Annotated in this window: 24 protein-coding genes and 1 pseudogene; 2 read left to right on the top strand and 23 right to left on the bottom strand. The window is 69.4% G+C overall.

Annotated features, from left to right (window positions below; all coding sequences use genetic code 11):
* Positions 1 to 30 precede the first annotated feature (30 nt).
* Genes ACT89H_RS22795 through ACT89H_RS22785 form a run of 3 tightly spaced genes read right to left on the bottom strand, consistent with a single transcriptional unit; the run spans position 31 to position 1,779 of the window.
* Complete coding sequence (locus tag ACT89H_RS22795) at positions 31 to 870, bottom strand: RNA polymerase sigma factor SigF (RefSeq protein ID WP_445110681.1); 840 nt, start codon at positions 868 to 870, stop codon at positions 31 to 33.
* Positions 860 to 1,327, bottom strand: coding sequence for an anti-sigma factor (locus ACT89H_RS22790; RefSeq protein ID WP_445110680.1), 468 nt, complete (start codon positions 1,325 to 1,327; stop codon positions 860 to 862). Before ACT89H_RS22790 ends, ACT89H_RS22795 begins: the two co-directional genes overlap by 11 nt.
* A complete protein-coding gene (locus tag ACT89H_RS22785; protein ID WP_445110679.1) occupies positions 1,300 to 1,779 on the bottom strand; it encodes a Dps family protein in 480 nt (159 codons plus the stop codon). Before ACT89H_RS22785 ends, ACT89H_RS22790 begins: the two co-directional genes overlap by 28 nt.
* A gap of 174 nt (positions 1,780 to 1,953) precedes the next feature.
* On the opposite strand from ACT89H_RS22785, the gene ACT89H_RS22780 reads away from it, so the two are divergent.
* The gene (locus ACT89H_RS22780) at positions 1,954 to 3,441 is read left to right on the top strand and encodes a mannitol dehydrogenase family protein (protein ID WP_445110678.1); all 1,488 of its coding nucleotides are present in this window, start codon (positions 1,954 to 1,956) and stop codon (positions 3,439 to 3,441) included.
* Between the two features lie 64 nt (positions 3,442 to 3,505).
* Here ACT89H_RS22780 and ACT89H_RS22775 read toward each other — a convergent pair whose 3' ends face one another.
* From ACT89H_RS22775 to ACT89H_RS22710, 14 genes are all read right to left on the bottom strand, one after another.
* The gene (locus ACT89H_RS22775; RefSeq protein ID WP_445110677.1) at positions 3,506 to 4,264 is read right to left on the bottom strand and encodes an acyl-[acyl-carrier-protein] thioesterase; all 759 of its coding nucleotides are present in this window, start codon (positions 4,262 to 4,264) and stop codon (positions 3,506 to 3,508) included.
* A gap of 273 nt (positions 4,265 to 4,537) precedes the next feature.
* Positions 4,538 to 5,956 (bottom strand): ribosome biogenesis GTPase Der, encoded by a 1,419-nt coding sequence (der, locus tag ACT89H_RS22770; protein WP_445110676.1) that lies wholly within the window; start codon positions 5,954 to 5,956, stop codon positions 4,538 to 4,540.
* Positions 5,953 to 6,660, bottom strand: a complete 708-nt coding sequence (gene cmk, locus ACT89H_RS22765) for a (d)CMP kinase (protein ID WP_445110886.1) — start codon at positions 6,658 to 6,660, stop codon at positions 5,953 to 5,955. Before cmk ends, der begins: the two co-directional genes overlap by 4 nt.
* A 35-nt stretch (positions 6,661 to 6,695) precedes the next feature.
* Positions 6,696 to 7,769, bottom strand: a complete 1,074-nt coding sequence (locus ACT89H_RS22760) for a pseudouridine synthase (RefSeq protein WP_445110675.1) — start codon at positions 7,767 to 7,769, stop codon at positions 6,696 to 6,698.
* Between the two features lie 9 nt (positions 7,770 to 7,778).
* Complete coding sequence (gene scpB / locus ACT89H_RS22755; protein ID WP_445110674.1) at positions 7,779 to 8,435, bottom strand: SMC-Scp complex subunit ScpB; 657 nt, start codon at positions 8,433 to 8,435, stop codon at positions 7,779 to 7,781.
* Between the two features lie 55 nt (positions 8,436 to 8,490).
* Positions 8,491 to 9,297 carry a segregation and condensation protein A gene (locus ACT89H_RS22750; RefSeq protein WP_445110885.1) on the bottom strand — a complete coding sequence of 269 codons (807 nt, stop codon included), beginning with the start codon at positions 9,295 to 9,297 and terminating at the stop codon, positions 8,491 to 8,493.
* Between the two features lie 398 nt (positions 9,298 to 9,695).
* Positions 9,696 to 10,670 carry a ParA family protein gene (locus tag ACT89H_RS22745; protein WP_445110673.1) on the bottom strand — a complete coding sequence of 325 codons (975 nt, stop codon included), beginning with the start codon at positions 10,668 to 10,670 and terminating at the stop codon, positions 9,696 to 9,698.
* Positions 10,671 to 10,830: 160 nt separating this feature from the next.
* On the bottom strand, positions 10,831 to 10,959 hold the full coding sequence (locus ACT89H_RS22740; RefSeq protein ID WP_445110672.1) for a hypothetical protein: 129 nt from the start codon (positions 10,957 to 10,959) through the stop codon (positions 10,831 to 10,833).
* A 192-nt stretch (positions 10,960 to 11,151) separates the two neighbouring features.
* Complete coding sequence (gene xerD, locus ACT89H_RS22735; RefSeq protein ID WP_445110671.1) at positions 11,152 to 12,096, bottom strand: site-specific tyrosine recombinase XerD; 945 nt, start codon at positions 12,094 to 12,096, stop codon at positions 11,152 to 11,154.
* Between the two features lie 6 nt (positions 12,097 to 12,102).
* The gene (locus ACT89H_RS22730) at positions 12,103 to 12,762 is read right to left on the bottom strand and encodes an NUDIX domain-containing protein (RefSeq protein ID WP_445110670.1); all 660 of its coding nucleotides are present in this window, start codon (positions 12,760 to 12,762) and stop codon (positions 12,103 to 12,105) included.
* 4 nt (positions 12,763 to 12,766) lie between these two features.
* Positions 12,767 to 14,488: a CTP synthase gene (gene pyrG, locus ACT89H_RS22725; RefSeq protein ID WP_445110669.1), complete on the bottom strand. Its 1,722-nt coding sequence runs from the start codon at positions 14,486 to 14,488 to the stop codon at positions 12,767 to 12,769.
* A gap of 212 nt (positions 14,489 to 14,700) precedes the next feature.
* Positions 14,701 to 15,657: a copper transporter gene (locus tag ACT89H_RS22720; RefSeq protein ID WP_445110668.1), complete on the bottom strand. Its 957-nt coding sequence runs from the start codon at positions 15,655 to 15,657 to the stop codon at positions 14,701 to 14,703.
* A gap of 9 nt (positions 15,658 to 15,666) precedes the next feature.
* Positions 15,667 to 16,881, bottom strand: coding sequence for a putative cytokinetic ring protein SteA (gene steA, locus ACT89H_RS22715; RefSeq protein ID WP_445110667.1), 1,215 nt, complete (start codon positions 16,879 to 16,881; stop codon positions 15,667 to 15,669).
* Positions 16,882 to 17,200: 319 nt separating this feature from the next.
* Positions 17,201 to 17,620 (bottom strand): hypothetical protein, encoded by a 420-nt coding sequence (locus tag ACT89H_RS22710; RefSeq protein ID WP_445110666.1) that lies wholly within the window; start codon positions 17,618 to 17,620, stop codon positions 17,201 to 17,203.
* 423 nt (positions 17,621 to 18,043) lie between these two features.
* Here ACT89H_RS22710 and ACT89H_RS22705 point away from each other — a divergent pair, with 423 nt between their 5' ends.
* Positions 18,044 to 18,463, top strand: a complete 420-nt coding sequence (locus tag ACT89H_RS22705) for an SRPBCC family protein (protein WP_445110665.1) — start codon at positions 18,044 to 18,046, stop codon at positions 18,461 to 18,463.
* A gap of 9 nt (positions 18,464 to 18,472) precedes the next feature.
* Here the strand turns inward: ACT89H_RS22705 and recN are convergent, their stop codons facing one another.
* The 6 genes and pseudogenes from recN to ACT89H_RS22675 all read right to left on the bottom strand — a co-directional run.
* Positions 18,473 to 20,254 (bottom strand): DNA repair protein RecN, encoded by a 1,782-nt coding sequence (gene recN, locus ACT89H_RS22700; RefSeq protein ID WP_445110664.1) that lies wholly within the window; start codon positions 20,252 to 20,254, stop codon positions 18,473 to 18,475.
* On the bottom strand, positions 20,232 to 21,191 hold the full coding sequence (locus ACT89H_RS22695) for an NAD kinase (protein WP_445110663.1): 960 nt from the start codon (positions 21,189 to 21,191) through the stop codon (positions 20,232 to 20,234). Before ACT89H_RS22695 ends, recN begins: the two co-directional genes overlap by 23 nt.
* A complete protein-coding gene (locus tag ACT89H_RS22690) occupies positions 21,188 to 22,009 on the bottom strand; it encodes a TlyA family RNA methyltransferase (protein ID WP_445110662.1) in 822 nt (273 codons plus the stop codon). Before ACT89H_RS22690 ends, ACT89H_RS22695 begins: the two co-directional genes overlap by 4 nt.
* Before the next feature lies 1 nt (position 22,010).
* Positions 22,011 to 22,313, bottom strand: coding sequence for a hypothetical protein (locus tag ACT89H_RS22685; protein WP_445110661.1), 303 nt, complete (start codon positions 22,311 to 22,313; stop codon positions 22,011 to 22,013).
* A 13-nt stretch (positions 22,314 to 22,326) separates the two neighbouring features.
* Positions 22,327 to 23,217: an HAD-IIA family hydrolase gene (locus ACT89H_RS22680; protein WP_445110660.1), complete on the bottom strand. Its 891-nt coding sequence runs from the start codon at positions 23,215 to 23,217 to the stop codon at positions 22,327 to 22,329.
* A 432-nt stretch (positions 23,218 to 23,649) separates the two neighbouring features.
* Positions 23,650 to 24,732: pseudogene (locus ACT89H_RS22675) on the bottom strand (tetratricopeptide repeat protein); the annotation flags it as partial.
* Between the last annotated feature and the right edge of the window lie 636 nt (positions 24,733 to 25,368).

Below are 25,368 nucleotides of genomic sequence, written 5' to 3'. Positions count from 1 at the left end.
GCACGAGAAGCGGCTCGCGCACATGTGCGGTCAAGCCGCGTTCGAGACGAGTTCGTCCGGACCGAGCGCGCGTGCGCGCAATTCTTTGAGAATCCGGGCGAGGATGCGCGACACCTGCATCTGGGAGACGCCCAGTTGTTCGGCGATCTGATTCTGGGTCCGGGACTCGTAGAAGCGCATGATCAGCACCTGCCGATCGCGCGGCGGCAACTCGGCGATCAGGGGACGCACGGCCATCGCCTGCTCCAGCAGGTCGTAGCACGGTTCCTCGGCCCCCAGCGTGTCGGCGAGCGACTGCGGGGCACCGTCGCCGTCCTCCCGGCCGCCGGCGTCCAGCGAGTTGGCCTGGTAGGCGTTGCCCGCGATGAGCGCCTGCGTGACCTCGACGAGGTCGACGCCCAATTCCTCGGCGATCTCCCTGGCCGTCGGCATCCGCCCGAGGCGGTGCGACAACGTCTCGGTGGCCGGGCCGATGCGCAGCTGGATCTCCTTGAGCCGCCGCGGCACTCGCAGCGACCACGTGTGGTCCCGGAAGTGCCTGCGCACCTCGCCCATGATGGTGGGGACCGCGAACCCGAGGAAGGAACTGCCGCGCGAGACGTCGAACCGGTCCACCGCCAGCACCAGCCCGACCCGGGCGATCTGCAGCAGATCCTCGTAGGACTCACCGCGGCCGGAGAACTTCCTGGCGATGTGCTCGGCGAGGGGAAGGCACCGCCGGGTCACCTCCTCGCGCAGCGCCGCTCGGTGCGGATCGCCCTCGTCCATGGCGGCCATCTTCTCGAACCACGGCTCGATGTTGTCGTAGCTGTCGCCCCCGCGGGTGCGGCCCGCCGTGCCTTTTCCGTCGGTCGTGAACTCACGTGTCATCAAATGGTCCTCGTTCCCAACTGAATTCGATAACGGTCGGGTACCCGCCGATTTCGGAATCAAAAGGGTCACGGGAAATCGAGCGGGATCGGGTGAGCATGCGGACCAGTTCCCAGCTCAGCGGATCGCTGTGCGCGTTGTCGCCGACCGCGGCGACGGCATCGACGCGCACGCTCATCCGGCCGCCGCCGTAGGTGAACGCGCAGCCGAGCATCGAGCCCGGCAGAGCGTCCACCAGCAGCATCGTGGCCGCCTCGTTGATCGCCAAGCGGATGTCCGAGGCCGCGTCGAGGGGCATTTCGGCGACCAGGCACACGGTGTCGGTCATCGCGCGGAGCAACGCGAGGTGTCGCGCGTCGGCGGGGATCCGCACCGTGACCGTGGCGGTCGCGGTGGCGGGCGGGCCGAACGCGCAGGTGATCAGCCGCATCAGGCCGTGGCGAGCTGCGCTTGCCACATCCAGTGCAACTGCTCCAGCCGCGCCGCGATCGCCAGGAACAGATCCTGGGTCACCGGATCTGCCTTCTCGGTCGCCGCGATGCGCTCACGCAGCCGCTTGATCATGGCGGCGAGGTTGCCGACGATCGTGTCGATGACGTCGGTGTCCTGCTGCCAGCCCGCGCCGATGCCGAGTGCGCCGGAATCCTTGGCCACGCTCGCGGCGCGCCCGTCCGGGCTCACTCCCACGGCGGTGGCGCGTTCCGCGGCCGCGTCCGTGAACTCCCGTGCCGCGGTCACCAATTCATCCAGCGCCAGGTGCACCGATCGGAAGTTGGAGCCGATCACGTTCCAGTGCGCCTGCTTCGCGATCAGCGACAGGTCGATCAGGTCTACCACCGTTGCCTGGAGCGTCTCGCCCGCGACGCGCTGCTGCTCCGGGTCCAAAGTACTGGTGATGGGTTGAGACATCGCGCTGAACCTTTCTGCCGTCGATCGGGTCATCGACGGTCTACCCAGCTCTGTGGCGATAAACCCCACTCGTCGGCACGGCCCGGAATCACTGCTGCCGACTCCGCGGCGCTGCCCCGTTCCGGACTGCGGCTGCACTATGGTGTGATCCACACGACACGGGAGGTGCGCGGGATGCCGGAACGTACGGCCACGCCCTTGCGGGCGGCGACGCTGACCGGCTTCGCCGATCGTGTCTCGACACCGGGCTACGACCGCTCTCGAATCGCGACGGGCATAGTGCATTTCGGTGTGGGCGGGTTCCATCGAGCGCACCAGGCGATGTACGTCGACCGCTTGCTCGAACGCGGGCTCGGGCAGGATTGGGGCATCTGCGGGGTCGGTGTGCTACCCGGCGATCGCCGCATGCGCGACGTGCTGCGCGCCCAGGACGGCTTGTACACGCTGTCGACGGTCACGCCGGACGGCACGTGGACCACGCGCACGATCGGCTCACTGGTCGAATACCGGTATGCGCCGGACGATCCCGAGGCCGTCGTGGCGAAGCTCGCCGATCCGGTGACGCGCATCGTCTCGCTCACCATCACCGAAGGCGGCTACCACATCGCCGCCGCTACCGGGGAGTTCGACCCGGACGATCCCGCGATCCGCGCCGATCTGGCCGCAACCGCGCCGCCCGGCACCGTTGTCGGGCTCGTCACCGAGGCGCTGGCCCGCCGCCGATCCCGCGGTGTGGCGCCGTTCACCGTGCTGTCCTGCGACAACATCGAGGGCAACGGGAACGTCGCGCGCCGGATGTTCGGCGCGTTCGCCGCGCTGCGCGATCCGGGGCTCGGAGCCTGGGTGGCGGAGCAGGTGCGCTTCCCGAATTCGATGGTGGACCGGATCACCCCCGTCACCCCACCCGGGGCGACCGCGGAGATCGAGCGGCGCTACGGAATCATCGACCGCTGGCCGGTGGTGACCGAACCGTTCGCGCAGTGGGTGCTGGAGGATTCGTTCGGACTCGGCCGACCCGCCTTCGAGGAGGTCGGCGTACAGCTGGTCGCCGACGTCACCCCGTACGAGCTGATGAAACTGCGGTTGCTGAACGCGAGTCACCAGGCACTGTGCTACTTCGGATATCTGAGCGGCTACCGGCTGGTGCACGAAGCCGCACAGGATCCGGTTTTCCGGCGGTTCCTGACGCGCTACCTGGACACCGAGGCGACGCCGACACTGCGCGCGGTGCCCGGGGTCGACCTCGGCGACTACAAGCGGACGCTGCTCGACCGATTCGCCAATCCCGCGATCGGCGACACCATCGCCCGCCTGTGCGCGGAATCCTCCGACCGGATCCCGAAGTGGCTGCTGCCCGTGGTCCGGGCGCAGCTGGCCGCCGGCGGCCCGCTCGACTGTTCGGCGGCGGTCGTGGCGAGCTGGGCACGCTATGCCGAGGGCGTGGACGAGCACGGGCAGCCGATCGAGATCGTGGACCGGCTCCGCGACCGGCTGGTCCCGCTCGCGCGGCGCCGGCGCGAGCAGCCCACCGCTTTCCTCGGCGAACGCTCGTTGTTCGGCGACCTGATCGACCACCCCCGGTTCGTGACCGCGTATCTGGCGGCTCTGGACAGCCTGCACACCCGGGGCGCACACGCCACCGTCGAGCAGTTGGCCGGTTAGGGGTACCTTCGCCTTCGCACCGGCCATGCGCGGACTGAGGACGGACTACGTCCGACCGCACCCATTAGCGCGGGGTGACGCGGGCGATCGCCCGGCAGTCCATCCCGACGGCGAACCACACGTCCAGTCTCGAGTCGGTGCGGCGGGCGACGAGCTCGACGCGCTCGCCGGAGCGCACCGGTTTCCCGTACTCGACCACCACGCGGTGCGGACCCGATTTCAGTTCGGCGTGATCGGCGAGCACTTCTTCGAGCGCGGTGAGGTAGACCGCGTTGTTCATATGGTCGAGCAGGTCTATGTCGGTTGCCCGCAGCGGGAAGGGCCGGATCTGCACGCCGGGCTCCCCCGCCGCGGGCATGGGCTCGGTGAGCTCGGCTTTCCAGCGCAGCCGGTGCTCGCTCGTACAGTCCAGCATGGGTGCGAGGAACCGGTCGCTCATCCGGGTCGGCACACCCGATTCGGTGCCGAAATGGATCAGGAAACTCTCGGTCTCCACCAGCCCGCCAGCCGTGCCGCAGATCTGCACCCGCATCGTGCACCACCGGGTCGACGTCGCCGACGGCCACCGCCGCAACGTCGCCCGCTCACCGAATCCGAGCGGCTTCAGCGCGTCGATCACCGTCCTGCGGATCACCCACAAGCGATGGATATCGCCGTCCGCCAGAACCTCGAGATGGTCGTAGCCGACGTCCTGCAGATAGCGCGCGACACCGTCGAGTCGCAGGCACTGGTCGCGATCGGTGTCGGCGAGACGCACGGGCCATCCCGTCTCGAACGGAGTCAGGACGGCCGGAGGTTCCGGCAGCACGCTGGGAATGACCATGCCCGAATGATGCCAGGTATTTGCCGAAGCTGCGGGAGGTGCCGCCCATATCGTCACCTACACGAGAAGGTATCGTTTTTTATTAGGCAATTTGTCAAATTATCGATCACGAGCACCGGCTCGCCGACAATTAGCTTCGATTAGGTCAGCCCGTGGCCTTCGCACCCGACGCACCGCTGGTAGCGGCAGCGCGGGCGAGACGCCGCATGTGCCGGTGCGCGGAGGCTGCGGAAATTCCCGCAGCCTCGCCGATTCCCGCAGCCTCGCCACCGCCTATTTCTTCGAGCGGTCCCGCTTCTCCCGCACCCGCACCGAGATGCGGACCGGGGAGCCGTCGAAACCGAATTCCTCACGCAGCCTGCGCTCCAGGAAACGCCGGTAGCCCGCCTCCAGGAAGCCGGTGGTGAACAGCACGAACGTGGGTGGCCGGGTGGTCGCCTGGGTGGCGAACAGCACGCGGGGCAACCTGCCGCCGCGCATCGGCGGCGGGGTCGCGGCGATCACTTCCTTCAGCCAGTTGTTGAGTCTGCCGGTAGGAATGCGCTTGTCCCAGGATTCGAGCGCCGTCTCCATGGCGGGCACCAGCTTCTGCACCGCTCGGCCGGTGTGCGCGGAGATGTTCACCCGCTGTGCCCACGGCACCCGGACCAGTTCGCGATCGACCTCGCGCTCCAGTTGCAGGCGACGATCCTCGTCGACCAGGTCCCACTTGTTGAACGCCAGTACCAGCGCCCGCCCGGAATCGGCGACCATGCTGATCACCCGCAGGTCCTGTTCGGTGATCGGCTGCGAGGCGTCGATCAGCATGATCGCCACCTCCGAGGCCTCCAGCGCGGATCTGGTGCGCAACGATGCGTAGAACTCGGTGCCGCTGGCATTGGCCACCTTGCGGCGCAGCCCGGCGGTGTCGATGAACTTCCAGACCTTGCCGCCCAGTTCGACCAGGGAGTCGACCGGATCGACCGTGGTGCCCGCGACATCGTGCACCACGGAGCGCTCGTCGTTCGCCAGCTTGTTGAGCAGGCTCGACTTGCCGACGTTCGGCTTGCCGACCAGCGCCACGCGCCGCGGGCCGACGCCGCCGGTCCCCTCGCGCGGAGTCTCGGGAAGCACCTCCAGGACGTCGTCGAGCAGGTCGCCGGTGCCGCGGCCGTGCGCGGCGCTGACCATGCGCGGCTCGCCGAGTCCCAGCGACCACAGCGCCGCCGCTTCCGCCTCGACCCGCTGGTCGTCGACCTTGTTGGCGACCAGGATCACCGGAACCGAGGAGCGGCGCAGCTTCTTCACGGCCGCCTCGTCGGTGGCGGTGGCTCCCACGACGGCGTCGACCACGAGCAGGATCGCGTCGGCGGTGTGCATGGCCAATTCGGCCTGGCGGGCCACCGATTGCTGCAACCCCTTCGCGTCGGGCTCCCAGCCGCCGGTGTCCTGGACGAGGAACCGCCGACCCGCCCAGTTCGCCTCGTAGGACACGCGGTCGCGGGTCACCCCCGGGATGTCCTCCACGACCGCCTCACGGCGGCCGAGGATGCGGTTGACCAGCGTCGACTTGCCCACGTTCGGCCGGCCCACCACGGCCACCGTCGGCATCGCGACGTGCGCGGCGTCCTCGAATTCGCCCTCGAGATCGGCCAGCTCCCAGTCGGCTTCGTCGCTCCAGACGCCGTCGCCGGCGAGCACGTCCCCGTTCATCGTTTCCCTCCGGTCCCGCACGCCGAGACCTGCTGCGCTACCACGCGATACAGCTCGTCGATGACCTCGTCCATGGACAGTTCGCTGGTGTCGACTCCGACCGCGTCCTCGGCGGGGCGCAGCGGGGACACCTTGCGGGTCGAGTCGAGGGTGTCGCGGCGCTGCACGTCGGCGAGCACACCCGCGTAGTCGTCGCCCCGGCCCTCGGCGATGTTCTGCTGATTGCGCCGGTACGCCCGGGCCTCGGCGGAAGCGGTCAGGTAGATCTTGGCGTCCGCGGCGGGCAACACGACGGTGCCGATGTCGCGGCCCTCGACCACGATCCGCCCCGCGGCCGCCGTGATTTCGCGCTGCATCGCCACGAGCAGCTCACGCACCTCGGGCACCGCGGAGACCGCGGAAACCGCCTTGGTGACGGCGTCGCCGCGGATCTCCGACCGCACGTCCTCGCCGTCCAGCTCGATCACCTCGCGGCTGGGATCGGTGCCGATGGACAGTGGCAGCTCCTTGACCGCGGCGGCGATCGCCGCGGTATCGGTCAGCTCGATGCCCGCGCGCAGCACGCGCAGCGTCGCCACCCGGTACATCGCGCCGGTGTCGAGGTAGCGGGCGCCGAGCCGGGTGGCCAGACGCCGCGAGACGCTCGACTTCCCGGTGCCCGACGGCCCGTCCATGGCGACCACCAGCGAGCTCGTACCGGCCATCCGCGCAGGCGCCTGCACCGGGATCTCCACACCGTTCACAACGACACCGCCTCGTAGAGTTTGCCGACTTCGTCGCGGCCGAGCGCCCGCAGCGTGCCGGGCCGCTGGTCGCCGAGCGCGACCGGACCGATATGGGTGCGGACCAGCCGGATGACCGGATGATCCACGGCGTCGAGCAAGCGGCGCACGATGTGCTTACGCCCCTCGTGCAACACCAGCTTCACCAAAGAACGTCCCTCCCCCAGCTCGAGCACCTGGAAGCGGTCGACCTTGGCGGGACCGTCCTCCAGCTCGATGCCGTCGCGCAGCCGCTTGCTCACCGCGCGATTGTTGACCTCGCCGTGCACCGTGGCCAGATAGGTCTTGGAGACCTCGAAGGACGGGTGCATCAGCCGGTGCGCCAGATCGCCGTCGTTGGTGAGCAGCAGCAAGCCCTCGGTGTCGGCGTCCAGCCTTCCGACATGGAACAACCGCTGGCCCGCGGCGATCCGCTCGGCCACGATGTCGCCGACGCAGGGACGTCCCAGATCGTCGGACATGGTCGATTGCCAGCCCCTGGGCTTGTTCAGCGCGACGTGCACCAGTTCCTCGCGCACCACCACCCGCGTGCCGTCGACGCGCACCACCGCGTGCTGCGGGTCGACGCGCAGGCCCTGCTCGCGCACGATCATGCCGTCGACCTCGACGCGGCCCTGCGCGATCATCTCCTCGGCGGCCCGGCGCGAGGCCACGCCCGCCTTGGCGAGAACCTTCTGCAACCGCTCCCCCTCCCCCCACGGGAGCTTGGCGTGTTCTCCGGACGGGGCGGGCTCCACGTTCTGGTGGCGCGCGGGCTTGGCGTTGCTCAGCAGTGGCGGCGGCGCGACCTGCCGCTGCGGCTTGGGCTTCTTCTTGTTCGCCGCGGCCGTGTGCCGCTGCGAGTTCGGAGCCGGAGCGGATCCGCGCTGGGCCGCTCGGGCTCCGCCCTGCTGGGCGCTACGGGAGGCGACCCCCCGTTGGGCCGAACGGGCGTCGCGCGAACTCGAGTTGCGGCCGGCGCCGCCCCGTTCGGGCTGTGCCCCGTGTTTCCTACGATCCGGTGTGCCATCTCGGCGAGCGGGCGTATTCATGATGTCCTGTCAGTCTTCGGTACCGAGGTCCACATCGGCCTCGGCGGGTTTCCTCAACCTGGTGTACCGGGGGTCGGTCTCCAGGCTCTCGTTGATCTCGTCGATCAGGTCGACGCCCGGAAGCAGGGGCGCCAGCGGCGGCAGATCGCTCAGCGAAGCGAGTCCGATCCGTTCCAGGAACAGCTCGGTCGTGCGGTACAGCGTCCCGTTGGTTTCCGGGTCCACGCCTGCCTCGGCGATCAGACCCCTGGCCAGCAGTGTGCGCATAACCCCGTCGACGTTCACGCCGCGCACCGCGCTGACCCTGGTCCTGGTCACCGGCTGACGGTATGCCACCACCGCCAGCGTCTCCAAGGCCGCCCGGGTCAGTTTCGATCGGGAGCCGTCGAGCAGCATCCGCTCCACATACGGCGCGTACTCGCTGCGAGTATAGAAGCGCCAGCCGTCACCGACGAAACGCAGATCTATCCCACTGGACCGCGCCGACAGCTCGGCGGACATCTCCCGCAAGGTCCGCTCGACGCGCTGCGGGTCGTCACCGAGGGCAGCCGCGAGCTGGTCGACCGGCGCGGGAGCGTCGACGACCAGCAGCATGGCCTCCAGCGCCGAACGAAAATCGGCGTCCGCGAGCGGTTCGGGGGTGAGTTCCACCACTGCCTCACTCACGACCGCGCCTCGCCGGAGTTCGGCGCCGCCGGGCGCGACCGCGCGCTGTGCTCGCTCACCCGTAGTCCTCCTCGATTGTCACGGTGTCCACCTGTTGCGCGGCCTCGTCGCCGATCCAGCTGACCGCCAACGGACCGAGCGGATCGGGCTGATCGAACTCGATCGTCTTGCCGCGATACAGCTCGAGCAGCGCCAGGAATCGGGCGACGATCTGGATCGGGACTTCGCAGTCGGCGACCAGCTCACCGAAGGAGGTCCACGCACCCGCACCACGCTGTTTGAGCCGCTCCAGCACCAGAGCCGCCTGCTCGGCCACCGAGATCGCGTGCGTGTGCAAGTGGTCGAGCCCGACCTTGGGTACCGGACGGGGCCGGAAGGCCGCCGCGGCGATCGCGGCGAACTCGGCCGCCCCGACCCCCAGCCTAACCTCGGGCAGCAGACCGGCGTAGCGCTCCTCCAAGCCGACCGCGCGCGGATAGCGGCGCAGCGCGGCCGCCTCCAGTTCGCCGAGCAGTTCGGCGACCTGCTTGAATGCGCGGTACTGCAGCAGCCGGGCGAACAGCAGGTCGCGCGCCTCGAGCAGTTCGAGATCCTCGGCGTCGGTCATCTCCCCGGACGGCAGCAGGCGCGCCGCCTTCAGATCGAGCAGCGTGGCGGCGACGACCAGGAATTCCGTGGTCTGGTCGAGGATCTTGTCCGCGCGCAACGTGTTCTGTTGCGCTATGTTCGCGGTCAACGCCTTGGTGTAGGCGATGAACTCGTCGGTGACCTTGTGCAACGCCACCTCGGTGACGTCCAGCTTGCGCGAGCTGATCAGGGTGAGCAGCAGGTCGAACGGTCCCTCGAAATTGCTCAGCCGCAGCCGGAATCCGGACGCCTGCGGCTCGGGCGTCGGCGTTTGCTTCGCCTGCGATGTCGCGGCTGCTTCCCGTGCGCCCGCGTCGGCGGGCTGCGTGGGTGGTTCCGGGGACGGTTCGTCCGCGCTGTCGCGCGGAAGCGAGGTATCGCCCCCGGGCGCGGGCCGGGGCGTGGCGTCTCCGACGACGGCCGGGTTCGGGCGTCGAGCGACGGAGGCGTCCCGGCCCGCGGCGATGAAGGCGGCCGCCGCGTTTCCGAGTGCGGGTCCCCGCACAGCAGCGGGCGGGCCCGGCCGTCCGGCGTCGGGCGCATGGTCGTCCGGCGACGACGTCGGTCCGGGGGTGGAAGACCCCTGGCCGGACGGGTTGTGGTGGGACGCAGACGAGGGGTCGGAGCGGCCGGTCACCGGCCGGATCGGTGGATGACTTCCCGGGCCATCGACCGATACGCCTCGGCGCCACTGGATTTCGGCGCCCAGGTGGTGATCGGCTCGCCCGCGACGCTGGCATCCGGGAAACGGACGGTGCGCGCGATGGCGGTGTCATAGACCAGATCGCCGAACACCTCGACGACGCGCGCCATGACCTGGCGGGAATGCAGCAGTCGAGAGTCGAACATGGTGACCACTATTCCGTACAGGCTCAGCCGCGGGTTCAGCCGGTCCCGCACCTTCTCGACGGTGTCGTTGAGCAGCGCCAGCCCGCGCAGCGAGAAGTACTCGCATTCCATCGGGATGATCACGCCGTCCGAGCAGGCCAGGGCATTGACCGTGAGCAGGCCGAGCGAAGGCTGGCAGTCGATGAGGATGTAGTCGTAGCGGTTGCGGATCGGCTCCAGCGCGCGGCCGAGCGACTGTTCCCGGCCGACTTCGTTGACCAGTTGGATCTCGGCGGCGGAGAGGTCGATATTGCTCGGCAGCAGGTCCAGGTTCGGGACCCGGGTCTGCATCAGCACGTCGTCGATCGACACCTTGGAGCCGATGAGCAGGTTGTGCACGGTCAGGTCGAGATCGTGGTGGGGGACACCGAGTCCGGCCGACAGCGCGCCCTGCGGGTCCAGGTCGACCAGCAGCACGCGACGGCCGTATTCGGCCAGTGCGGCACCGAGATTGATGGTGGAGGTGGTCTTGCCGACGCCACCCTTCTGGTTGCACATGGCCACGATCAACGCATCACCGTGCCGGCCGACCGGCGGCGGGTCCGGCACCAGCCGCAACGGCCGTCCGGTCGGGCCCAGCGTCCCGTCCTCCGGGACCGGCTCCACGCCGTGGCCCCACAGCGTTTCCGCCGCGGCGTCCGAGTACGGACCCGGTCGTGAGCCCGTAAGCGGCTCCGCCCCAGCACCCATCGGCGGCTCTGCCGCTCCGGCTGTCGTCACGATCCGCTGCTCCTTATACGTTCCTGCCGGTTGCCTCGCCGAGCGTAGCGAGGCCGATCGGTGCCGACCTCGCTTTCGTGCGGTCCAGCTCTCGATAGACGCTACCGCTTGACGGCACTCGAATGCCGCGCCTGCGCGCGGCGTGTTCGTGCCGCGCTGGTCAACGCCATTGCGGTCCGCCATCGAAATGCACGTCGAACTGGTCGTGCAACTCGTTCTTGCTGTGCCAGTCCGCCTCCCCGCGTGCGATCCGGCCGAGTCGCCGGAAGTTACTCGAAGACTTTGCCATACCGTTCACCCAGCGTTGTGCTCGGTACCGAGCCGTCGGCGACGGCACCGCGTCCACCCGCCAGCCCACGTTGTTCCGTCGCGCGGCCGAGCCGCCCCGCGCAGGCACGAATTGCCGACGCGGGTGCACGAATTGCCGACGCGGCTGCGCGAATTGCCGACGCGGCTGCGCGAATGCCGACGCGGCAACGGTCTACCGGGCGCGGGGATGCGCGGTGGCCCAGACCTCGCGCAGGGTGTTGACCGTCACCAAAGTGTAGATCTGGGTCGTGGTCACCGAGGCGTGGCCGAGCAATTCCTGCACTACCCGGACATCGGCGCCCCCGTCGAGCAAATGGGTGGCGAAGGAGTGGCGCAGCGTGTGCGGCGACACCGCCGCCGCGATGCCCGCGCGTTCGGCGGCGGTGTGCAGGACCTGCCAGGCGCTCTGCCGGGACAGCCGGGCGCCGCGGACATTCAGGAACAGGGCTCCGGCGTTGCCTTTTCCGCGTGTGGCGAGCACGGGCCGCCCCCGCACCAGATAGGCGTCCACGGCGGCGAGCGCGGGCCGTCCGATCGGCACCAGACGCTGTTTCCCGCCTTTGCCGCGCAGTACGACCGCCCGCTGCTCGATGTCGAGATCGTCGACGTCCAGCCCTACCGTTTCCGAGATCCTGGCGCCGGTGGAATACAGCAATTCCAGCAGTGCGCGGTCGCGCAGGCCGCGCGGTCCGCCGTCCACGCCCGCAGCGTGATCGCCCTGGCCACCGCCCGCCGCTTCCAGCAGTTTCAGCACCTGGTCATAAGGCAGCGCCTTGGGCAACCTGCGCCCCGGCGCGGGCGGCTTCACCGCGTGCGCCACATCGGTGTCGGTCAGTCCCTCCGCGGCGGCGAAGCGATGCCAGCCGCGCACCGCGATCAGCGCGCGGGCCACCGAACTCGCCGCCAGCGGCGGATGCCCGGGACCGCCCGAGCGCAGCGCCATGGTGAACTCCGCGACGTCGGACTCGTCGACCCGGTCGAGCGAACCGATGCCCCGCGCGGTCAGGAAGTCCAGGTACCGGCCGAGGTCACGCCGGTAGGCGGCCAGGGTGTTGGGCGCGACGCCGCGCTCGACGGCGAGGTGGTCGAGATAGGTGTCGAGCTCGCGACCGAGCACCTGCGGTCAGTCTTCGGACTTCTCGGCCGCCTTGCGGCGGAGGAAGGTTGTCGGCTGCCCGTCCCACGGCGCGTCCGGCGGCCGCGGTTCGATGCCGCCGGCCCGCGCGGCCGCCAGCGCGAGTACGCCCGCCACCGCGGTGGCGTTGACGATCTCGCCGCTCAGCGCGGCGCGGACCGCCGCGTCGACCGGCATGCGGACCACTTCCAGGTCCGCCTCCTCGAATTCCGGCTCCGGGCGCTGCGTTTCGTACAGCCCGCGGGCCAGGTAGACCCGCAGCGCTTCGTCGGTGAACCCGGGCGAGAGCGCGACGTCCACCAGGACCGCCCAGTCCCGGGCGGCCAGCCCGGTCTCCTCGGCCAGCTCCCGGCGCGCCGCGAGCAGCGGGTCCTCGCCGGGCACGTCGAGCAGGCCGGCAGGAAGTTCGAGCAGCCGCCTGCCGATCGGGTGGCGGTACTGGTTGATCAGCACCACGTTGCCGTCGTCATCGATCGCGGCGACGGCGACGGCGCCGTGATGCTCGATCACCTCGCGCTCGACGACCCGGCCACCCGGCATGCGGACCTGATCGAGCCGCAACGCGAGGATCGCGCCGCTGTAGACGGTCTTGCTGGATTCGATCTCGAAGTCGTGGCTGCCCGGCTCGGCAGCACCCCCGTTGGTCATGCCACTACGCCTGTTCCGCCGCTCCCGCCAATTCTTCGCCCGGAATGTCCACCGGAAGTCGTTCGGCCGCTTTGTATCTCAGCGCCGCCGAGATGAACGCCGCGAACAGCGGATGCGGGCGGGTCGGCCGGCTCTTCAACTCCGGGTGCGCCTGCGTGGCGACGAAGAACGGATGCACGTCGGCAGGCAGCTCGACGAACTCCACGAGGTGCCCGTCCGGCGAGGTGCCGCTGAACGTCAAGCCGCTCTCGGCGACCTTGTCCCGATAGGCGTTGTTCACCTCGTAACGGTGGCGATGACGCTCGGAGACATGCTCGCTGCCATAGGCCTGGGCGACGACCGAGCCCTTCTCCAGCCTGGCCGGGTAGGCGCCCAGCCGCATGGTGCCGCCGAGATCGGCCTCCCCTGCCACGGCCTGCTCCTGATCGGCCATGGTGGAGATGACCGGGTGCGGCGTGTCCGGTTCGAATTCGGCCGAGTTGGCTTCCGCCAGCCCCACCGTGCGCGCCGCCTCGATCACGACGCACTGCAATCCCAGGCACAAGCCGAGCAGCGGAATGCCGCGGATGCGCGCGTAGCGGATCGCGCCGACCTTGCCCTCGATGCCGCGGACGCCGAATCCGCCGGGGATCAGAACAGCGTCCACGTCGTGCAACGCGTGCTGCGCGCCGGAGGGGGTCTCGCACTCGTCGGAGGGCACCCAGCGGATGTTCACCTTGGCCCGCGAGGCGAACCCGCCCGCGCGCAGCGCCTCGGTGACCGAGAGGTAGGCGTCGGGCAGGTCGATGTACTTGCCGACCAGCGCGACCTCGACCGTCTCGCGCGGCGAGTGCACCCGGTCGAGCAGGTCGCCCCACACGGTCCAGTCCACGTCGCGGAACGGCAGGCCCAGCCTGCGCACCACGTAGGCGTCCAAGCCCTCCCGGTGCAGCACGCGCGGGATGTCGTAGATCGACGGCGCGTCGGGTGTGGAGATGCAGGCGTCCACCTCGACGTCGCACATCAGCGCGATCTTGCTCTTCAGCGCCTGCGGAACCTCACGGTCGCAGCGCAGGATCAGCGCGTCGGGCTGGATGCCGATATTGCGCAACGCGGCCACCGAGTGCTGGGTCGGCTTGGTCTTCAGCTCGCCGGAGGGCGCCAGGTAGGGCACCAGCGACACGTGCAGGAAGAAGACGTTGTCGCGGCCGACGTCGTGGCGGATCTGGCGGGCGGCCTCCAGGAACGGCTGCGACTCGATGTCGCCGACGGTGCCGCCGATCTCGGTGATCACCACGTCCGGGGTCTGGCCCTGTAGATCCGGCCCGCGCATCGCGAGGATCCGGTTCTTGATCTCGTCGGTGATGTGCGGGATCACCTGCACCGTGTCGCCGAGATATTCACCGCGGCGCTCCTTGGCGATGACCGACGAATAGATTTGCCCGGTGGTCACATTCGCGTCCCGGGACAGGTCCCGGTCGAGGAAGCGCTCGTAGTGGCCGACGTCCAGGTCGGTCTCCGCGCCGTCCTCGGTCACGAACACCTCGCCGTGCTGGAAGGGGTTCATCGTGCCGGGATCGACGTTCAGATACGGGTCGAGTTTCTGCATCGTGACGCGCAGCCCACGCGCCGTCAGCAGCTGACCTAGGCTCGAGGCGGTCAGGCCCTTACCCAATGAGGAGGCGACACCACCGCTGACGAAGATATGCTTCGTTTCCGTTCGCGCCTGAATCCGTGTTTGACCCACGGGTCTTCACGGTAACACGAATCCGCCCGTCCGTTCGAATGCCACGCGCGTTTGCCCGCCGATCGCGGGCGTCCCTGCCTGCCGTCGCGGCCGGACCGCGGCAGATCGCGCCGCGGTCATCGTGCGCCGGCGCCGAAGACTCGCGTCAGCCGTCGATCAGGGCCGGGACCAGCGCGACTTCGGCGCGTCGCCGACGACGTCCGTGCGACCGATCAACCCGGCACCACGGCCAGAGTGAGCGAGGCGGCCTTCGCACCGGTGCCGTAGCGGCCGGACCCACCGTTGAGCTGTTCGGTGAGCGCCAGCACGGTCGTGACCCGGCCGAGCTCGCGCTCGACATTGTCGACGGTACTCACCTGCGCCGCGAGCGCGGCGTCGGCGCGGACCACGGCGATCGGCCCCTGCCCGTCGGCCGCGCCCGCGCGACCGGCGAGCACCACTCCCGCACCGCGGCCGCGCAAGGCGCCCGCGAAGCGCGCGGTATTCGAGCCGGCGCCGTCCTGGGCCGCGCCGTCCCGGGCGGTAGCGCCGTCGCCGGTGATCACGACCGCGAGCTGCGCGGGCCGCACCGGTGTGTCGCCGTAGGCGAGGAAGCCGCCGCCGCGCAGGGTCGCCAGGACCAGATCGAGCTCCTCCGGGGTGCTCCGGGTTTGCCCGCTGGCAGGATCGAGCAAAAGCACCAGGCCCAGCAGATCTCCGGCCATACTGCCCTGGTCCACCGCGCCGGTACGCAGTTGCGCTCCGGCCGGAATGACGTTCGTGACGGCCGTGCGCATCCGATCGCCCTCGCTGCCGTCGATGAATGCCTCGGTGAGCGCGATCCGGCCGGTGATGCCCGCGCCCGCGGCCGCCAGCGCTCTGGTCACCGCGTCGACGTCCCCGGGATCGGCGTCCGGAGTGGTGAACACGACGACGCTGCGGTCGGCCAGCGCACCGCCGAGAATCCGACCCGACGAACCGGCGATGAACCGGTCGGCGGCCGTGGTCTGCTCGCCGAGCAGCCGGTTCCGCTCGGTCAGGGTGTCGACCTGCTGCCGCAGATCGGCTTTGTCAGCCCGCAATCCCGACAGCAGATCGGCGCCGAGCGTCTGGGATCCGAGCACCACACCGATCGCGAGCGCGAGAAAGATCGCGACGATCGAGATGGCGTGCTGGCGCAGCGAAATCATCGTTCTCCCTCAGAATTCCCAAGCTCCGGCTTGCCCTTGCGACCACCGCGCGAAGCGGTTCCAGAGGTCCACACCCCAGTCCAGTACGTCCCCGCCGCTGTTGGACGCCAGCACCACGACGATCACCGCGACCAGCGCCGCGAGCACCACCAGCGCGACGGCCACCCCGGACACACGGTTGCGGTACAGGGTGGCCACGGCTTTGGCGTCCATCAGCTTCGTGCCCACCTTGAGCCGAGTCAGGAAGGTAGCCGGGTTGCTGTCGCGGCGTCCCCGGTCGAAGAAGTCGTCGAGCGAGGCGGGCGCTCCGGCGGTGACGATCAGCGCGGCGCCGTGATGGTCGGCGAGCAGCAGCGCCAGATCGGCGGCCGAACCGGAGGACGGAAAGGTCGTCGCGCCGATGCCGAGGTCCTGGATGCGTTCGAGCCCCTTGGCGTGGCCGTCGGTGTCGGCGGGCAGGATCACCTCGGCGCCGCACTTCATGGTGGCGGTGGTGATCTCCTCGGGATCTCCCACGATGACGTCGGGCCGGTACCCACGCCTGCGCAGGGTGTCCGCGCCACGGCCGACGCCGATCAGGATGGGGGCATACTCCTTGATGAACGGCTTGAGCCGCTGCAGATCCTCCGCGTGATCCGGACCGTCGGCGACGACGACCACGTGCCGGTTCTTCACCACCAGATCCAGTTCCGGCACGCCGAACCCGTCGATGAGCAGCGCGCTCTCGGTGCGGATGAACTCGATGGTGTTGCCCGCGAAGGCCTCGAGATGATCGGCCAGGCCGTTGCGCGCCTCGATCATCCGCTCCGCGATGGCAGGCCCGGTGAGCTCGATGCCCTCGACGAGCACCTCCGGCTCCTTCTTGATCAGCCGGTCGGCGTAGACCACGCCGCCGTCGACGCGGACCTTGACACCGTCCTTGATCTTCTTGAACGCATCCGAACTCACCGTGTCCAGCAGCAGGATTCCGTGGGCCACGAGCGCCTCGGGTCCCAGGTTCGGGTAGCGGCCGGAGATGGACGGCGAAGTATTGATCACCGCGCCGACGCGCGCCTCGACCAACCGGTCGGCGGTCATCCGATCGAGGTCCATCTCGTCGAGGACGACGACATCGCCCGGCCCGACCCGGCCGAGCAGCCGCCGGGTGTTGCGATCCACCCGGGCCGTCCCGATCAGACCAGGAAGCGTTTCGGTGTTTTTCGACAACAGCGCCGGCATCTTCATGGAGCGAATGATGACCGCAAACCCTCAACCATTGCTGGAGGCGCGCCGTCTTACTCAGCTCTATTTCAGCAGCAAGCTATGAGATGGCAATCACTGTCGCCCACCGATCCAACCGCCTCGAGCTTGCTCGATCGATCCGCGCCCTCAGCTCTGTTCAGCGGATTCCTCAAATCAGACTGAAGGCGAACCCGCATGGATACCACCGCGGTTGAATCCACTAGCAATCAAGTTGCGAACTCTGCCGCGCGCCCCATCGTTGGCCTATAACAGCACAATGGCGAGTTTCAGCGAATTATTAGCTACTTGTCACCGGAAGCGATCAGCACCACTTCGCGTGCGGGCGGCACACGGTCCAGCCACTGCCGTCGGGACGTTGCGTCCGGGTCCAGGCCGTTTCGCCCGTGCCGTTGCCGACACCGCTTTCCTCGGCTCGCGGCTTGTTCTGCCGGTGATACTCCCGCAGAGCACGCTGGTGTTCGTTCTGCCGCAGCGGATTCGGGTCGGCGTGCCGGTATCCGAACGGATCGATCCGGTGCCACCCCGTCGAGTCGCCGTGCGAGCCCGAGCGTCCCGAGTGGTCGGTGCGGGACAACGACTCCGCGCCCGCGCCACCCGCGGCGACGACCGTCCCCACGGCGAGACCGGCGATGATCAGCGCGAACGCTCCCGGTTTCGATCGCCCCCGGCATCGCCCGGTTGCCGAACCGGTCTCGATCGGCACTGGCAGAACATTGCGCATGATGACCCCTTCGCCTCGACGCTTCCCGGCTATCCGACGGAATTCACCCGCCGTTCACCTACTGATATCAATAGTAGATGATGAATCGGACATTATGGACATCGACGACGCGTTAGGCGACAAGATCACCAAAACCAGTCAGTAGACCGCTCATCCGCGCTAGGCCATCCACAAGTCCGACGATCAGCTCCGCATCATCACAGGCCCTCGCACGGACATCACTAGTAGATCGGGACGCCGACGCGCTGGTCGCCCGCCGCGGCGCGTTATCGACAACGGCACCACGCGATCGTGGCATCGGCGGCGTGGAAAACCTGCCACCCGGACGCCTCGCCGCCGACGGTGGTGGGGACAGCACGATCACCGCGCCGCGCCCGCCGCAGTTATATGCTGCCGGTCACACGTAACTGAAGAGGAGAATTCATGGCCGGCACCACCGTCGACGCCGTCATCGGCGCCCCGCGCGAGGTCGTATACCGCCTCTTCGTCGACCGCGAGAGCATCAGCCCCTACCTTCCGGTCCAGGTCAAGCTGGTCAAACCCGGCCTGACGGAGCGGGAAGGCGTCGGCGCCCAGCATCTGATCGGCTTCGGCCCGATCGGTGTCACGGAGGAGATCACCGCGCTCGTTCCCGGCGAACGGATGGAGTACAAGATCGTCAAGGGCGCGCCGGTGAAACGGCACGTCGGCATCGTCACCTTCGCCGACGCCGACAACGGCACCCTGGTCTCCTACACGATGGAGTCCGACCCGTCGCTTCCGATACCCGCGAAGGTGCTGGAGTTCGCTTTGCAGAACCTGATCGGCCAGTTCATCAAGGGCGCGCAGAAGGCAGTGCGCTGACCGGCGCGCTCAGCGCGCCACCTCGGCACCCGCTTTCTCCGCGCGCGCCGTGGCCAGCAGTTCCTCCGCGTGCGCCCGGCCGGTCTCGGTGTCGTCGAGACCGGCCAGCATACGTGCCAGCTCGACCACCCGCTCGTCGTTGGTGAGCGCACGGACTCCGCTGTTGACGGTGCCTTTGCCGTCGTCGGATTTGTCGACCACCAGATGCGTGTCGGCGAACGCCGCCACCTGCGGCAAATGGGTCACCACGATCACCTGGTGGGTGCGCGCCAGCCGGGCCAGCCTGCGACCGATCTCCACCGCGGCACGCCCGCCGACGCCCGCGTCGACCTCGTCGAACACCATGGTCGCTCCGTGATCGGACCCGGCGAGCACCACCTCCAGCGCCAGCATCACACGGGACAGCTCACCGCCGGACGCGCTCTTGCTCAACGGCAACGACTGTGCCCCCGAATGCGCCGCCAGCCGGAACTCGGCCTCATCGATGCCGGTGGACCCCGCGTGCAATTGCTTGCCGTCGATGGTGAGCGGCGCCGAGTCCTGCGCACCGGCGGGCACCGGCCGCACCTCCACTTCCAGACGCGCCTTGCCCATCGCCAGACCGCCCAGTTCGGCGCTCACCGCGGTGGCCAGCTTGCCCGCCGCCTTGGTCCGCGCGGCGCTCAGCTTCTTCGCCGCTTGGCCCACCCGTTCGGCGGCGATGTCCACCTCGGCGGCCAGCTTGGCCAGCGCCTCCTCGGAGACGTCCAGCGAGCCGAGCCGCGTGCGCGCCTCCTGCGCCCAGGCAAGTACGCCATCGATGTCGGGCGCGTACTTGCGGGTCAGCGTCTTCAATTCCGCCTGCCGGGTGAGCAGCGAATCCAGCGCACCCGGATCCGAAGGCAGATCCGAGAGGTATCCGCTCAGCTCGGCGGTCACGTCCACCGCCACAGCGATGGCGTCGGCCAGGCGCGGCGCGAGCGCGACCAGCGCCGGATCGTCGGCGGCTTCGATGCGGGCGCGCGCGGCGCCGAGCGCCTCCAGCGCGCTCGAACCGTCTTCGGGCGTGTCCGCGGGTCCGGCCAGTGCGGCGTGCGCGGTGGCCGCCGCCTCCCGCAGCGAGTCCAGATCGCTGAGCCTGCGCACCTCGTCGACGATGCGCACGTCTTCGCCGGGTTCCGGCGCGACGGCGTCGATTTCGTTCAGCGAGTGCTTCAGCCGATCGGCTTCGAGGGCCAATTCCCTACTGCGAGCGGTCCGTTCGAGCAGTTCGGTGCGGGCGTCGAGCCATGATCGGCGCAGCACCTGGTATTTCCGCAGCAACGCGCCCACCGCGTCGCCCGCGAACTGGTCCAGCGCCGACAGCTGCTGGTCGGGGCGCTGCAGACGCAGCTGATCGTTCTGGCCGTGCACGGTCAGCAACGGCGCGGTGAAATCGGCCAGCACCGCAGCGGGCACGCCGCGGCCACCGAGATGCGCACGCGAGCGCCCGTCGCTGCCGACCGTGCGAATCGCGATGACGCTGCCATCGTCGTCCTGCTCGGCCGCGGCCGCCTCCAGCACCTGCGCGACCTCGGCGCGGGCGGCGTCGTTGACCTCGTCGATGGTGAACCGGCCCTCGACCACGGCACGGGACGCGCCGAGCCGGACCCGGCCCGCGTCCGCGCGCGCACCGCTGAGCAGATGCAGGCTGGTCACCACCATGGTCTTGCCCGCGCCGGTCTCGCCGGTCAGGCAGGTCAGTCCCGCGTGGAACTGCGCGGTCGCCGTGGAAATGACGCCAAGCCCGTCAATCCTGATCTCTGTCAGCACTTGTGCTCTCCGTTCGCCGTCGGCCACGCCAGCCTGTCACGGGCAATTGGAACTTGCGCACCATCCGGTCGGCGAACGGTGCGGAGTCCAGCCGCACCCAGCGCACCGGTCGAGCGCCGCGAACCGCCTCGACCCGGCCACCGCTGGGCAATGCGAGCGTGCGCCTGCCGTCCAGGAAAACTATCGCATCGTGTCCGGTCGCCACGGACTCGACCGCGATCCGGGAATCGGGGCTGGTCACCAGCGGTCGCGCGAACAGGGCATGGGCGTTGCTCGGAATCACCAGCAACGCTTCCAATTCCGGCCACACCACCGGACCGCCGGCGGAGAAGGCGTAGGCGGTCGATCCGGTAGGGGTGGAGATGAGGATGCCGTCGCAACCGAACGACGACACCGGGCGGCCGTCGACCTCCAGCACAACCTCCAGAACGCCCATACGCGACGCATTTTCGATGCTCGCCTCGTTCAGCGCCCATCCACTCTCGACGACCTCGTCCTCGACCCGCACCGTGACGTCGATGGTCATCCGGTGCTCGATCGTGTAATCGCGCCGGACCACCTGAGCGAGCGCATCGTCCAAGTGCTCGGCCTCGGCCTCGGTGAGAAAACCGATGCGGCCGAGATTGATCCCGAGCACCGGCACCCCGGCCGGGCGCGCCAACTCGGCGGCACGCAGGAATGTTCCGTCCCCACCGAGCACGAGCACCATCTCGCAGCCGACCGCCGCCTGCGCGCTGTGCTCGACCACGCGCACCGGAAAACCACCCGGCCCGGATTCGAACCGCGTGCTGTCCGCTTCGTCGGCGAGCACGCGCAGGCAGATGCCCGCGTCAGCGAAGATCTTCGCCACCCGGTGGGCGGTTTCGATGATCTCCGCGCGACCCGGATGCGACACCAGCAAGATCTCCCGGCCGCAGGGCTGGGCCGGCGCGTTCACTGTGGACCCTCCTCAACCGCACGCTCGACCAGTTCGGCGACCTGCTCGGCGTCGTATTCGAACGGCCCGTCGTTGCGCAGCCACAAGAAGTATTCGACATTGCCCGACGGGCCCGGCAGCGGGCTCGCCACGACACCGGCGGTGCGCATGCCCAGCCCCGCGGCCGCCGCCGCCACCGTGCGCACCGCTTCGCCGCGCAACGCGGGATCACGCACCACGCCGCCCGAGCCGACTCGCTCCTTCCCCACCTCGAACTGCGGTTTCACCATGGGCAACAGGTCCGCGCCCGGCGCGGCGCACGCGGCCAGCGCGGGCAGCACCAGACTCAGCGAAATGAACGACAGGTCGCCCACCACCAGCTCGACCGTGCCGCCGATGGTTTCGGGCGTCAGGTTGCGCACATTGGTCCGATCGAAGACCCGGACCCGCTCGTCGTTGCGCAGGCGCCAGACCAGCTGGCCGTAGCCGACGTCGACCGCGACGACCTCCCGCGCTTCCCGTGCCAGCAGCACGTCGGTGAAACCGCCGGTCGAGGCGCCCGCGTCCAAGCAGCGCTTGCCCGTTACGGACAGCCCGTCCGGCTCGAACCGCTCCAGCGCCCCCAGCAGTTTGTGCGCACCGCGCGAGGCCCACGACACCTCGTCGGGCTCCGCTCGGACCACCAGCGGCGTGCCTGCCTCGACAGCGGTCGCCGGCTTTACCGCGACCGTTCCAGCTATCAGGACGCGACCCGCGCCGATCAGCTCGACCGCGTGTTCCCGCGATCGCGCCAACCCGCGGCGAACCAGTTCCGCGTCCACCCGCGCGCGTCTGGCCACCTCAGATCTTGTCCACCGTGGCCAATGCCTGTACCAGCACGTCATGTGCCTGCTCCAGGATCCGAGCGCGACGGGTGATATCGACTCCGGCCTCGGCGCTGTCGGCCGCGGCCCTGGGCCGTCCGGGGTAGTCGAGTTCGGCGAGCAGGCTGTCGACCTCGCCGCGGATACGTTCCGGGTCGGCAGGCTCCGCGTGCCCTTGCGCACCGGGCAGGTGCTGGCCGGGCAGCGGGACACCGGGGCGGGGACCCGGCGCACCGGCGGCCGTACCGGGGCCGTTCGGACGAGGCGTAGGAGTAGTCATCGTGGCGTCAACGCTATCGGATTTCCGAATCGGACGCGCGGACCGTAACGGCTCGGCCCGGGTTGCGCTGGAGCAACTCGCCGAGGTCGGCTTCCGGCACGGCGGCCACGGCCGGATGATTGAGAGCGTCGAGCGAGTCGGCGACATATGTCGGGACCTGCCCGTCCGGCGCCTTGCGCAGTTCGTCCAGCGTGCTGACACCCGTGAGTACCAGCAACGAGTCCAGACCGACGCGGTGTGCGCCCTCGATATCGGTGTCGAGACGGTCACCCACCACCAAAGCGGAGCGGGAACCGGCCCGGACGAGCGCGTCCTCCAGTAATGGCGCATATGGTTTACCCGCCACGATCGGCTCCCGATCGGAGGCGGCACGCAGCGCGGCGACCATCGCTCCGTTGCCGGGCGCGAGGCCGCGTTCGTTCGGCAGGGTCCGGTCGGTATTCGCCGCGACCCACAGTGCGTCCGCACGGAGGGCGTAGGCTGCTTCGGCGAGGTCCGGCCACGAGGTGCTGGGTGAATGTCCTTGCACCACAGCGGCGGGCGCGTCACCGTCGAAGCGTCGGATCGGCCGCAGCCCGACACCGTCCACCTCGTCGGCCAAGTCGTCGGTGCCAACCACCAGCACGTGCGCACCTGCCTCGAGCCGCTCGGCCAGCAGTCGCGCCGCCGCCTGAGCACTGGTGACCACGTCGGCGGGGGATGCGGGGAAGCCGAGTTCGGACAGATGCGCGGCCACCACCCGCGGCCCGCGGCTGGCATTGTTGGTGACGTACACCAGCCGCTGGTCCGCCTGCCCTGCCGCGTCCAGCGCCTCCGGCGCTCCCTCGATCACCTCGTGACCGCGATACAGCGTGCCGTCCAGATCCAGCAGCAGGGCCCGGTAGCGATCTCGTAGTCGCTTCACACCACTCTCACTCCGTGTCACCGATCGGCGCCGTGCCGACTCATCACCGCCGGACCCTCCGCCCGGCGAGTCCGAGACATCGACACTACGCCGGCGAGCGGACCGAAAAGACGTGGCGTCAGCCACTCTCGCCGCACCGGAGCACAGGCGCCAGCGCAACGCCGTGGTGAGCAACGATGACTACGGGTGTCGGTGGCAACCGGGATTCCGCTGCCGCTACAGGCGTCCACTGGAAGGCTCGCGATGTGCCGCGTTTCGGTCCTCGGATCCGCTAGGGGGTTTCGTGTCGTCGCTCAGGGTGCCAACTACACACGGCGCAACCGCCTCGCCTCCTGCACTGTGGCCGATCCAGACCTGTCCGGTCGAGGACACCGACGACAACGCCCTCAGGAGGAGTCGGTGCAGGCCGCACCCGCTGCCTGCACAGCAGGATCAGATGTCGCTGTCTCCGGTGAGTTCGGCGGCGCGTTCCTCGGCGTCCGTCTCTCCGTCCAAGTCGGCGGAGGCGGCGTTCAGGAACCAGGTCAGGCCCTCGTCGGTGCGGCCCGCGGCGACCAGTGCGTCGGCATAGGCGTAGAAGAGGCGGGCCGCGGCGGAACCTGTCCGGGAGGGGTCGAGATCCGAGGTCTGCAGTGTCACGACGGCTTGGTCGTACTGGCCGAGGTCCATGCGCGCGCCTGCCACGACGATGCGCAGTTCGGCCGCGTCGTCGCCGCGCAGGGCACGCGCCTCGTCACTGCGACCGAGTTCGATCGCGCGTTCCGGACGCCCCAGGCCACGCTCACAGTCGGCCATGACGGCCAGCAGCCCGGAACCACCGGACATCCGGCGCGCCGTACGCAGCTCCGACAAAGCCTCCGCCCATTCCCCGGCGTGGTAGGCGACCACTCCTGCGGTTTCGCGCACGACCGCGATCCGCCCGGCGCGCTGCCGCGCCGCCCTGGCATGCGCGAGAGCGAGCCCGGGATCGTCGTCGAGCAGACGCACCGCCATCACCAGGTGCCGGGCAACCGTCTCCGCATTGCCTTTGTCCAAGCTGAGCAGATCACGCCGCACGGCGGGATCGAGATCGGTCGCCTGCACGTCATCCGGGAGATCGGGTTCCTCCGGCCGCGGCGGTCGGCGGTCGAGCGAACGACCTCCGCCGACCCGGGCACCTTCGCCGCCCCGGCGACGTTCCTGCGGCGACTCGCCACGCGGTGTCGAATCCTCGCGGTCCGCGCGCCGACCCTGACGTTCCGGTGCCTGGCGACGGTGATCGTCATCGCGGCGCTGGAAACCGGACTCACGACGCCGTCCAGCGTCACCGCGATCGTCGAAGTCGCCACGACGCTTGAACCCGCCCCGCTCGCCGGTATCACCGCGGCGGGCTTCACCTCGATCGCCGAAATCGTCACCACGACGGTCCGATCCACCGCGGGGGGAGTCACCCCGATGGAACCCGCCGCGAGTACCGGATTCGCCGCCCGAGCGGAAGCCACCCCGCGATTCATCGCGCCGGTCTCCTGATTCACTCCGGCGTTTGGAGCCACCGCGCTGGTCGGAATCCTCGTACCGCCGGAAACCGCCTCGCTCCCCAGGTGCGGCACCTCGACCGGCGGCACCACCACGGCCCGCGGGCTCGTCCCGGCGGTGGAAACCACCGCGCTTGGGCGCGTCGCCGCCACGGCGAAAGCCACCGGCGTCACCGGTCCGGTCGTTGGAGTCCCGGCGTCCGAATCCCCCGCGCTCGCCCCCGCCCTTGTCGCGACCACCGCTGTCTCCGCGACGATCGAACCCGCCGGAATTATCACGGCGTTGGAAAGAGCCCCGCTCGGACGAGCTGTCCCGGGCACCGTAACCGCCCGATTCGCCGCGGCGACTGTAGCCACCGCGTTGCCCCGAGTCACCGCGACGGTTGAACCCCTCGCCGCGGCCCGCGTCCTGGCTGTCGCCGCGCCGGCCGGACCCGGAATCGGGAGCGCCGCGCCGGAAGGGCCTCCGATCGTCGTCTTGTTCCGGCACGGTGCTCCCTTTCTTTGTTCCGTAAGAAGTCGGTATTCCCCCACAAATTCAATCACGTTCCCGCGGTGGGGCGCGGGGACGGCTGGTTCGCTGGAGCTCCAACAGGTGCTCAAACGCCGATAGGGGACCCAGAGTCTGGGTCCCCTA

It is taken from the genome of Nocardia aegles (assembly GCF_052545135.1).
The sequence above is the reverse complement of the archived record's forward strand: the minus strand, read 5'-3'. Positions and strand labels throughout refer to the sequence as shown.